The organism is Mesorhizobium sp. XAP4 (genome assembly GCF_029269325.1).
Lineage (GTDB): Bacteria > Pseudomonadota > Alphaproteobacteria > Rhizobiales > Rhizobiaceae > Mesorhizobium > Mesorhizobium ciceri.
The window spans coordinates 18,767-29,243 of sequence record NZ_JARIXW010000015.1; the positions used below are offsets into that span (position 1 = coordinate 18,767).

Sequence of the window (10,477 nt, forward strand, 5' to 3'; positions counted from 1 at the left end):
CATGCCGACGCAAACGTCCTTTCGCGGATGTTCCCAATCGCTCAAATAGGGCGCGAGCCGGTTATGCCGTGTCGCTGATAGAACATGGCGGAGAGTCTGACATGGTCCACCACTGGTCCCGCGATGCTTGGGCGTCCGTTCGCGCCAATGAGCCAGTTACCGTCGCCGTTTACTTGGCGCACGGGTTCGAACTGCTCGCTCTGTCGTCTGCTCTGGACGTCTTTCGCCTCGCCAACAAAGCGGCCGCACGGGAAGCCTTTCGATGGCGTACGGTTTCCCACTGGGGCGAAGCCGTGCGGGCCAGTTGCGGTATTGTTGTCGCGGCTGACGCCGACCTGGCCCAAGAACGCAGATATCTGCAGCAGCTTGAACGACCCGCACTGGCACTGATCTGCGGGGATGAGCCTGATGAAGGTCGTGAAACCAAAGTGCTGAGCGCATGGCTGCGCGAATGCAGGCAGCGCAGGATCGCCATAGGCGGGTTTGGAAGCGGTGTCGCTGCTTTGGCGAAAGCTGGTATGCTTAATGACCGCAAATGCGCCATCCATTGGGAGGAATTGCCGGCCTTCAAGGAGCGGTTCATGCGCGTAGAGGCGGCGGCGACCGTCTATGAGGTCGACAATGATATCTGGACCTGTGCTGGCGGCACGGCAGCCTTCGATATGTTGGTCGAGCTTGTAAAACTGAATTGCGGTGAGCCTGTCGCAGTCAATGTTGGGGAGCTTGCTGTGGCTGGGCGTGTCCGAACTGGCGATGAACGTCAGCGACTGCCGCTGCTGCGTCAGCATGGCAGGATCAACCCCACGGTCGTGAAACTCATCGAATTGATGCAGAGAAACTTGGCTACCCCGCTTACCATGGCTGACCTCGCGGCGGCTGCGGGGCTGTCGCGGCGCCAGGTTGAACGTCTGTTCCGCAATGACCTCGGTCGCTCGCCCTGCCGCTACTTTCGGGAATTGCGGTTGGAACACGCGAAGCTCCTGCTTGCCCAGTCGTCGATGCCGGTTTTGGAAATTGCGGTGTCTTGCGGTTTCGTGTCTGCCTCCCATTTTTCGAGGTGTTTCCGCGAGACGCATCAGATAGCGCCTCATGAAGCGCGCAATCTTTCGGCCGGAAGGTATCTCGGTGTATAAACGCCACGACCTAACGCCGGCGACACACGCCCTGACACGGTTTCGCTCCTAAACAAGGGCATGGCGTTATTCCGATAGTATTAATAGCCGGCCTCCCGGTTGAACAGCGGAACGACGTCAAGACCGCGCTCAAGACGGCGCACGTTGTTGGCGATTACATCAACTGCGCTCGATGCAAATGTGGCCCCCGACACATGCGGCGTGATGTACACTTGCGGGTGAGTCCAATAGCGATGCTCCAGAGGAAGCGGTTCCTGGGCGAATGCATCTAACGCGGCGCCGGCGAGATGGCCGCGGTCGAGAGCGTCAAGCAGGGACTCGTCATAGACGACCGCGCCGCGGCTGATGTTAACAAAAAAGCTGCCCGGGGGCATGGCCGAGAATATTTTCTCATCGAGAAAGTGCCGCGTCTTCGGGGATAGTGGGAGGGCGTTGATAACGATATCGATGCGGCTCAGGAACTCTGGGAGGGAATCCGTTCCGAAATAGCAGTTGACCCCTTCGATCTGTCGCGCGCTGCGGTCCCACCCGCTGACAGCGTATCCAAAATCGCGAACGCGGCTAGCGACTTCCGTGCCGATGCGACCCAAACCGAACACGCCCGCCCGGAACTCTCTCGTGGGGACGATCTGCTTACGATGCCAGATCCGGTCCTTCTGCTGTGATCGATAGTCCGCATAACGCCTGTGAAATGTCAGTACCCAATAGAGGGCGTGTGCCGCCATGTCGCGGGCGACGGCCGGATCCGCGAGCAAGATCACGGGAACGTCGGGTAGGGTAGGATCTGCCACGAAGTGCTCCGCCCCGGCGCCGAGTGAGAAAATTGCCTTGAGATTCGGATACCGGTTAAGGTCACCTGCGGGGTGGTTCCAGACCATCGCATAGACGACCTCATTGGGATCAATCGGTTCACCGAACACTTTGACAGGCAATTCAGGAAGCTGGCGGCAAAGTTCCCTTCGCCAGCTTTCATTGTCGTAGCCATGGTTGTTCAACAGGATGGTCATGGTTTTGGCGCCCCTGGGAGGAGAATAGGCTCGCGCGGATGCAAGGGCTGGCCATGCGACCTCCGTGCAAGGCTTCTGCAGACGAGTAGGCGCTGGAAACCCCGGCCAGTGCCTGCCGGGGATTCAAGCTGTTCGATTAATAACGGTACGAGGGATCAACCCGGTCGCACTGGCGCAACAGGGCGGGCCATTCATATTTGCCGAGCGGGAAATCGTCATATTGGCGGTGCGCCAGGCGCCAGATGTCCTCACGGCTCTTGTCGAGCTTGAGCCCCGTAGAATAGGCATCAATTAACACGCGGCAGGCACGGACCGTGTAATAAAGATTCATGAAGGCTTCACCGGCGGTAGCACCCACCGCGAGGAATCCATGGTTCTTCATGATCAGGCATTTTTTGCCCTCGATGTTCTTAGCGAGGCGGTCCCGCTCCTCGAGTGTGAGGGACAGTCCTTCCCAATCATGATAACCGATGTCGCCCCAAAGCATCGAGCCATCCTGGGTAAGGAACTCAAGGCCATCCTGCAGCGCAGTGATGGCCAGGCCGGCCGGCGCGTGGCTGTGGAACACCACCTTCATGTCGTGCTGGGTGTTGTGAATTGCTGAATGGATCACGAAACCGGCGGTATTGACGTCTGGCGGGCCGTATAGAACCTTACCCTGCTCGTCGACCTTGATCAGGTTCGACGCCGTGACCTCGTTGTAAAGCAGGCCGAAGCGGTTCAGCAGGAACTGGTGATCGGTGCCTGGCACCCGCATCGTGATGTGATTCCAGATCAGGTCGTCATAGCCGTAAATATTCGCCAGACGGTACAGGGCAGCGAGGTCGACTCGCGCTTCCCACTCTTCCTTGGAGATGTTCGCATGGCCGCCCTGGACGCTGAAGTCCTCGGCTTTCATCTCATGTGCCATTGGTTTTCCTTTCGATCGGTTATTGTCAAATGGAGCGGAGAAATGTGCCATTCTGCTCTTCCAAGAGCTTCACCGCCATGAGGTGGTTCTGGTCAAAACCGTACTGATCGACGGCTTTTTTGTAGATCGCCTCAACCTGTTCGCACATGGGCAACGTGGCGCCGACAGTTCGTGCCAGCTCCAGGGTCAGGACCAAATCTTTGTGTGCAAGGCCGAGCGCGAAGCCGGGATCGTAACTTCCGTCAAGAATAGCCGGGCCGTAGCGGTCCGCGACATAGCTCGCTCCGGTGCTGCCTTGGATGATTCCGAGCATGGTCGCAGCAGGAACCCCACCCATTACTCCTAGCATCAGCGCCTCACTCAGCGCCACCGAGTTTAGGTAGCAAAGCACGACCTGCGAAATCTTGGCCACGTAGCCAGCTCCGTGAGGGCCAAGATGCATGATCCGGTTGCCAATCTTTTCCAGAACCGGCTTGCACCGCGCAAACACATGCTTGTCGCCGCCGACCATGATCATCAGGGTTCCGGCAGCTGCTCCTTCAATCCCGCCAGTAACCGGTGCATCGAGAAACGCAATCTCCCGGTCGGTGGCAGCGGCGCGGATGCGTCGCTCGCACTCCAAGTTGTTGGTCGAAAGGTCGATCCAGACGGAGGCTTTCGGCAGCCCGGCGAGAATGCCTTGTTCGGACAGCGCCACGGCCTCGATGATCTTCGGGTTTGGCAGCGATGTGAACGCGATATCGGCGCCGGAGGCGGCCTCGGCAGCGGTGGTGGCCGACGAGATTGCATGGTTGCCGGCCGCTGCTCCCGTCGCCCGCACGGCATCAACCTTATTTGAATCGAGGTCGAACAGGGCAAGCTCGTAACCGGCGCGTGCCAGGTTGCTGGCCATTGGCCCGCCCATATTGCCCAACCCAATGAATGCAATCCGCATAGATATCTCCGTTGTGGCCAGCCAGCCCGTTTTTGGCATGTCTGAGCAGGCGCTGTTGTGACTGGTTTTCGGCCAGGCAGTCTTTCTCACCCTGATTGACGTGGCAAACGAATATAATTACGGAGTCACATCGAAGAATTCGATTTGAAAGTCATTTTCTTGAACATCGAGCACATCAGGGCTTTCCTAGAAGTCGGCGCGGCTGGTAGCTTCCAGCATGCTGCCGACCAGCTTAACGTCACCCAGTCGACCATTAGTGCGAGGATAAAGGCGCTCGAACGCAGGCTGAACCGCCAACTGTTTCACCGTAAGCGCAACGGAGTGGCGCTTACGACTGGCGGTCATCAGTTCCATGCGAGCGCCGTGAATATCGTACGCGCTTGGGAGCGCGGGCAGCAGGTGGCCACCCTGCCGGAAGGCCTTAATGCCTTCGTCACCTTGGGCGTCGAGGATAACCATTGGCCCCGCGTCGTGCCGGGCTGGTTGGAATGCATGGCCAAGGCATTGCCGGACGGCGTCGCAAGCGCGATCAGCGAGCGCTCGGATATTCTTATGGAGAGACTGCGAGCCGGACTGCTCGACATTGCTGTGCTTTACGACCCACGTCATTGCGCGGAGGCACGGATCGAGCCGCTCATCAGCGAAGAACTCGTGATGGTTTCGACCAAGCCACGTGCGGTTCAAAGCGGCGTTGTTCCTGGCTACGTCTTCGTGGATTGGGGTGAAACGTTCCGAGCCCAGCACAGCATGCATTTTCCTGGCGTGTTTAGCCACAAGCTTACTATCCGCAGTTCAGCGGTAGCAATGGATCATATCCTGGCTAACGGCGGCTCCGGGTATTTCCTGGCCGAGTCCGTGACCCAGCACGTCAAATGTGGCCGCCTGCATCTGGTCGAGGGAGCTCCGCGCTTTCAACGAACAGTCTTCGTCGCCGTTCGTATTGACGTCATTGCGCCCGAATTTATCGAAACCGCTGTGCAAGCCTTGCGCGATACGATCGCCTGAATTCCGGTCCAAAGCCAGAGAGATGACATGAAAATCACCACGTTGAAGACCCGACTGACGGACGTGCCTTTTGCCAATCCGATCACCACGGCCATTCATAATATGCGCTCCGTCGGGTGCCTGCTCGTGTATCTAGAAACCGATGTAGGGCTGGTGGGCCAGAGTTATATCTTCACATTGAACGCCGTCCGGCTTAAAGCCTTCGACGAGATGGTGCGCGGCTTCTCGCATCGCATCGTGGGCCAGGATCCTCACTATGTGACGGCGATCAATTCTGCGATCTGGTCCGAAATTAACCCGACCGGTTATGCAGGCGTCACGATCTCGGCGCTCTCCGCACTTGACACGGCCTGCTGGGATCTGATCGGCAAAAGTGCGGACCGGCCGCTCCATCATCTGTTCGGGGCCTGCAGGGATCGCATTCGCACATATGCCAGCGGCGGCCTCTGGCTTTCCCAGAACATCGACGAACTGGTTAATGAGGCGGCGACCTTTCTGGACCAGGGGTTCCGGGCGATGAAGGTGCGGGTTGGCAAGGCCGACCCGCGAGAGGATTTTGAACGCGTGAGGGCTGTCCGCGAGGCCGTTGGACCCTCCATCGAACTTCTCGCGGACGCCAACCAGGCGCTCACGCCAAAGCAGGCGATCCGACTTGGCAGGATGCTTGAGGAGCTCGACATCGGTTGGCTGGAGGAGCCGGTCTCGGTCCATGACCTCGTGGGCCAGGCCGAGGTCCGCAACGCGCTCGATCTGACGATTGCCTCGGGTGAGACAGAGTGGACGCGTTTTGGTATCCGCAACACGATCGAGGCCCGCGCCGCAGATGTGTTGATGCCGGACCTCCAGAGGATTGGCGGGCTGACCGAAATGCGCCGGGTTGCAGCCTTGGCGGAGGCTTACAGCCTGCCGATTTCCACTCACATATTTACCGAGCATAGCCTCTGCATTGCCGGTTCTGCCGCCAATTGCATCTCCGTTGAACACATGCCGTGGTACGCCCCACTGTTCCGCGAAGAGATGAAGATCGTGGATGGCGACATCATCATACCCGTCCGTCCCGGCACAGGCTTCACCTTCGACGAGGCTGCCGTGACCCGCTTCGCCATCGACCATTAGGTTTGGCATCGAAAAAGTCGATGTCAGGCCCGAATTATATTCGTTAGTTAGATGTTCGATATTCCTATAATTCCTAAGTGGGGAACCGGCCCGGTAGCCTCTAGCCGCCGAGGAGAATCGCCTGGAATGGAAAACCAACAGGAGAAGACAATGCTCTCACGCACGCTTAAACTTACTGCCGCTGTGTTTATCGCAACGCTCGCCGCGTCCGCGGCCGAAGCGAAATGCGGCGACGTCACCATCACCGAGATGAACTGGGCTTCGGGGTCGATCGTCACCGCCGTCTCCAAGTTCCTGATGGAGCAGGGATACGGCTGCAAGGTCACGGTGGTCCCATCGGCTACGGCTACGGCAGTCACCTCTGTCGCAGAGACCGGCCGCCCCGACATCGTGACCGAACTCTGGCTCAACGGCGCGCCGGCTTATCCAGGATTGCTGGCCGCCGGTAAAGTCAAGACGTTGGGCCATGTCCTCACCCCCGGCGGCATTGATGCATGGTGGGTTCCGCAATACCTGGTGGACGAACATCCGGAACTTGCGAAGATCGATGGCATTCTGGCGCATCCCGACTGGGTAGGCGGCAAATTCCATAATTGCCCCGAAGGCTGGGGCTGTAAGATCACCAACGACCATCTGGCGGAAGCCTTCGATCTGAAAAGCCACGGCATCGAAGTCTTTAATCACGGCTCCGGAGAGACGCTGGCAGCGGCGATAGCTTCGGCCAACGAGAACAAGCAGCCCTGGTTCGGTTACTATTGGGGTCCAACATCCGTGCTCGGCAAATACAAGATGGTCAAGGTCGACATTGGCCCGTACGTCCCTGAGATCCACGCCTGCAACGCGGTCGAAACCTGCAAGAAACCCGGTAAGTCGGCTTATCCGCCGGCAGAAGTCGTAACGGCAGCGACGACGGATTTCGAGAAGCGTGAGCCGGAGATAGCAGCGCTAATGTCTAAGGTCACCTTCACGAATGAGCAGATGAGCGAGACCCTGGCTTGGCAGGATAGCAAGAAGGCTTCGGCCGATGAGTCTGCGGTTCACTTTCTGACCACCTACAAAACGATTTGGGCGGACTGGCTCAGCCCCGAAGCCAAGGAAAAGCTTGCGGCAGTCCTGAAGTGAGATCCATCATTTCACTTCCACCTAATGGACGTGACGGGCTGTTCACTGATTTGGCAACCTCAAGCACGTCGACAAGCACCTCTCGTCCAATTCCGGTGCCACGCGCTGATGAGCCCGGCTGCCGGAGTACCGCGATTTAAGGCGACACATGGCAGCGTACGAAAGAGCTTTTGACTCGCTGGGACTGCGGTCGTGGTGCGACGTCGGCGCCATCGGTGGTCCCATGTCGATGGACGATCTACTTGCAAAGACTGGCGCCGCGGGGACCGACCAAACCGAATCTTTCCCGTTTCCATCCCTGGACGCCCTTCACAAGGCCTGCGGCGCCATCCCTCGCACCCGCGACATGACTGCCGGGTTGGAACGCCTGTTCCTGAATGTGAAAGATCCCATCAAAGTGGTTCTGGATCCGGTTACGCAGCCATTGAGTTGGGCCTTGCGTAACGCCATCGACATCATGCAAATGCTTCCGTGGTGGGCCGCGATCCTGATCCTGGTCGCCATCGCCCATTTTGCCGGGCGTCGCATCGGCGTGACGATGTTCGTGCTGGTGGCGTTCCTTGGGTTGGCGTTCATTGACCATTTTGGCTACGCGATGCAGACGCTCGCCATCATAATGGTCTGTACGTTCATCTGCGTCCTGTTCGGTGTGCCTATCGGCATTGCGATGTCACGCAGTAATCGGTTGGAGCGTTGGCTGACGCCTTTTCTAGACCTGCTGCAGACGTTGCCCACATTCGTCTATCTTATCCCGCTGATATTTCTGTTCAGTGTCACGGAGCCGAAGCTCTACGGCATAGCAATCATTCTCTACGCCGTGGTGCCATCTATCAGGCTCACTAACCTGGGCATTCGGCTGGTGGACAAGGACGTTCTGGAAGCGGGGGAGGCGTTTGGCATGACCTCTTGGCAAAAGCTCTATCGCGTCCAGTTGCCGCTCGCGTTGCCGAACATCATGGCGGGGATCAACCAGACCATCATGCTGTCTTTATCCATGGTCGTGATCGCTTCGCTGGTGTCTGCGCCTGGCTTGGGAACCCTTGTCCTGCGAGGTATCAACAAACTTGAACTCGGCGTCGGCCTCGTCGCAGGCCTCGGCATTGTTCTCCTCGCCATTGTGCTCGACCGGGTCAGCCGGGCTGCCCTCCAGCGCGTCAACAAGATGCACCAGTCGCGGACATGAGTATGACCGAGAGTTTCGTATCAATCCGCAACCTCTATAAGATCTTCGGCAACAATGCGCCGGCCATGGTGTCTTACGCGAAGTCGGGGATGCATAAGAAAGACATGCTGCAGGCCCACGGCCATGTGCTCGGGCTGCGCGACATTAATGTTGAGATCAAAAAAGGCGAGATCACGGTGATCATGGGCCTCTCGGGCTCTGGAAAATCGACCCTGATCCGTCACCTCAACCGCCTTATCGACCCCACGGCGGGTGAGGTAATAGTCAACGGGACGGACATCATGAAACTCGATCGGGCGAGGCTCCGGCAGCTGCGCCGCACTCAGATGTCGATGGTCTTTCAGAAGTTTGCGCTGCTGCCGCATGAGACAGTCCTAAGGAATGCCGGTATGCCGTGCTCGGTGCGCGGCGACGGACGGGCAAAGACCGACGAGACGGCCCGCAAGTGGCTGAACAGGGTCGGTCTGGCGGGCTCGGAGGCGCTGTATCCCCACCAACTCTCGGGGGGCATGCAGCAGCGCGTCGGCCTCGCCCGGGCTCTGACGTCGAACTCCGAGCTCATGCTCATGGACGAAGCCTATTCAGCGCTGGACCCACTCATCCGGTCGAGCATGCAGGACCTTCTCCTCGAACTGCAGAAGGACCTCCAGAAGACCGTCGTATTCATCACACATGACCTCGATGAGGCTCTCAAGCTTGCGGACCACCTGGTGATCTTGAAGGACGGCGAGATCGTGCAGCAGGGGGAGCCGCAATACATTCTCCTCAACCCCGCCGACCCTTACATTGAAGACTTCGTCAGCGATATCAACCGCGCACGCGTCCTTCGCGTCCGATCGGTAATGGAGAAGACGATCACCGAGGACGACGGCTATGAAGTCCTGGACGGGGACGAGACCTTGGAGCGGGCGATCCTGCGATCCCATGGCGTCGCCGACAAATCCTTCGCGGTACACTCGGACGGAGTTCGGGTGGGTACGCTCAACATGACTGATGTTCTGAAGGCGCTTGTACCCGCGGTGGCGACCGGGCGGAACCATAGCGACTTGTGAGTTAGGACCACGACAATGGGATTCCCATGGCGCTCCCCAATCGAATGGACCTCGCTGTTGCCGAGAAAATGCCGTACCCCATGGCTGCACATCTTTGTGCTAAGGCTTTTCAGGCGTCGCCCGGGAAAATGACTGTATGAACCCTCTGGTCACAGCTTACGGAGCCCTCGTATTGGGTATTGTGTCGGAAGTCATCGGTTCATCGCTGTTGCCAAAAACACAGCAATTCACGAAGCTTGGACCTACTGCAGCTGCCATCGCCAGCTTTATTGTCGCGTTGTTCTTTCTCTCCCATGCCCTCAAATTGATTCCCCTGGGTGTCACGTACGCAATCTGGTGCGGTGTCGGCATGGTGCTGACGGCTATGGTGAGCGTTCACGTCTATAGGTCGCCGCTTGACCTGCCTGCGATATTGGGGATCATTCTGATTATTTGCGGTGTCGTGGTGATCAACATTTTCTCCAAGACTGTTGCTCACTGATAGCGAGTTTCGTTAGTCGCCCTGGCAGTCGAGCTGCTAAGGTTTGGAAATCCGCCGACCTCACGGTCCACGATGCGAAGGCGTCGGAGAATGCGCGCTGGTTGGCCGGCAGCAGATACGGATCGCCAAGTTCGAGCGCCAGATTCGCTGCCAACGGTTTGGAGCGTTCATCGCGGTAGATCGATCAGTTGGCGGTGGGGTTAGAGGATCTGAAAGACGACGCCCACAGAAGACGGACTGGCAGAACGGGCCGAAGCCACGACGACGATGGCGTCGGATTTACGCGCAGCACGCTAGTCTAGCTCGCACAGCGTGGATCTACCGATCAGGCTTACGCCGCGAGATTCGGGAGCGGTGTTTTCCGCTGCCGAACCTGAGCGGTGCGTCCTCACCATATTTGCGCAAGCTCGAGAAAACCGAACGGCTTACTGCAACTCTCGCGCGCGTCCGGCGCCATTCCTGGTTTCCCAGATTGACTCGAAGTTGCGTAGCATCACTTCCGCGACGCTGAAGGTGTGCTTTCCTTGCCGGGAA

Annotated in this window: 10 protein-coding genes; 7 read left to right on the forward strand and 3 right to left on the reverse strand. The window is 58.3% G+C overall.

Going from position 1 to position 10,477, the window contains the following annotated elements; genetic code table 11:
- Positions 1 to 101 precede the first annotated feature (101 nt).
- Positions 102 to 1,133 carry a GlxA family transcriptional regulator gene (locus tag P3C39_RS32075; protein WP_032899787.1) on the forward strand — a complete coding sequence of 344 codons (1,032 nt, stop codon included), beginning with the start codon at positions 102 to 104 and terminating at the stop codon, positions 1,131 to 1,133.
- A gap of 80 nt (positions 1,134 to 1,213) precedes the next feature.
- Here P3C39_RS32075 and P3C39_RS32080 read toward each other — a convergent pair whose 3' ends face one another.
- The 3 genes from P3C39_RS32080 to P3C39_RS32090 form a co-directional block, all read right to left on the reverse strand.
- The gene (locus tag P3C39_RS32080; RefSeq protein WP_024505670.1) at positions 1,214 to 2,140 is read right to left on the reverse strand and encodes a glyoxylate/hydroxypyruvate reductase A; all 927 of its coding nucleotides are present in this window, start codon (positions 2,138 to 2,140) and stop codon (positions 1,214 to 1,216) included.
- 136 nt (positions 2,141 to 2,276) lie between these two features.
- Complete coding sequence (locus P3C39_RS32085) at positions 2,277 to 3,050, reverse strand: class II aldolase/adducin family protein (RefSeq protein WP_275955011.1); 774 nt, start codon at positions 3,048 to 3,050, stop codon at positions 2,277 to 2,279.
- 25 nt (positions 3,051 to 3,075) lie between these two features.
- Entirely contained in the window at positions 3,076 to 3,984 is a 909-nt protein-coding gene (locus tag P3C39_RS32090; RefSeq protein WP_127295375.1) for an NAD(P)-dependent oxidoreductase, read from the reverse strand.
- Between the two features lie 144 nt (positions 3,985 to 4,128).
- Here P3C39_RS32090 and P3C39_RS32095 point away from each other — a divergent pair, with 144 nt between their 5' ends.
- From P3C39_RS32095 to P3C39_RS32120, 6 genes are all read left to right on the forward strand, one after another.
- On the forward strand, positions 4,129 to 4,989 hold the full coding sequence (locus P3C39_RS32095; protein ID WP_050580551.1) for a LysR family transcriptional regulator: 861 nt from the start codon (positions 4,129 to 4,131) through the stop codon (positions 4,987 to 4,989).
- A 27-nt stretch (positions 4,990 to 5,016) separates the two neighbouring features.
- On the forward strand, positions 5,017 to 6,105 hold the full coding sequence (locus P3C39_RS32100; RefSeq protein ID WP_024505666.1) for a mandelate racemase/muconate lactonizing enzyme family protein: 1,089 nt from the start codon (positions 5,017 to 5,019) through the stop codon (positions 6,103 to 6,105).
- Between the two features lie 126 nt (positions 6,106 to 6,231).
- Positions 6,232 to 7,227: an ABC transporter substrate-binding protein gene (locus P3C39_RS32105; RefSeq protein ID WP_275955010.1), complete on the forward strand. Its 996-nt coding sequence runs from the start codon at positions 6,232 to 6,234 to the stop codon at positions 7,225 to 7,227.
- Positions 7,228 to 7,450: 223 nt separating this feature from the next.
- Entirely contained in the window at positions 7,451 to 8,410 is a 960-nt protein-coding gene (locus P3C39_RS32110; RefSeq protein ID WP_245265423.1) for an ABC transporter permease subunit, read from the forward strand.
- Complete coding sequence (locus tag P3C39_RS32115; RefSeq protein WP_196815426.1) at positions 8,407 to 9,462, forward strand: betaine/proline/choline family ABC transporter ATP-binding protein; 1,056 nt, start codon at positions 8,407 to 8,409, stop codon at positions 9,460 to 9,462. The genes P3C39_RS32110 and P3C39_RS32115 overlap by 4 nt, the downstream gene beginning before the upstream one ends.
- Positions 9,463 to 9,598: 136 nt before the next feature.
- Complete coding sequence (locus P3C39_RS32120) at positions 9,599 to 9,943, forward strand: SMR family transporter (protein ID WP_128244152.1); 345 nt, start codon at positions 9,599 to 9,601, stop codon at positions 9,941 to 9,943.
- Positions 9,944 to 10,477: the final 534 nt, after the last annotated feature.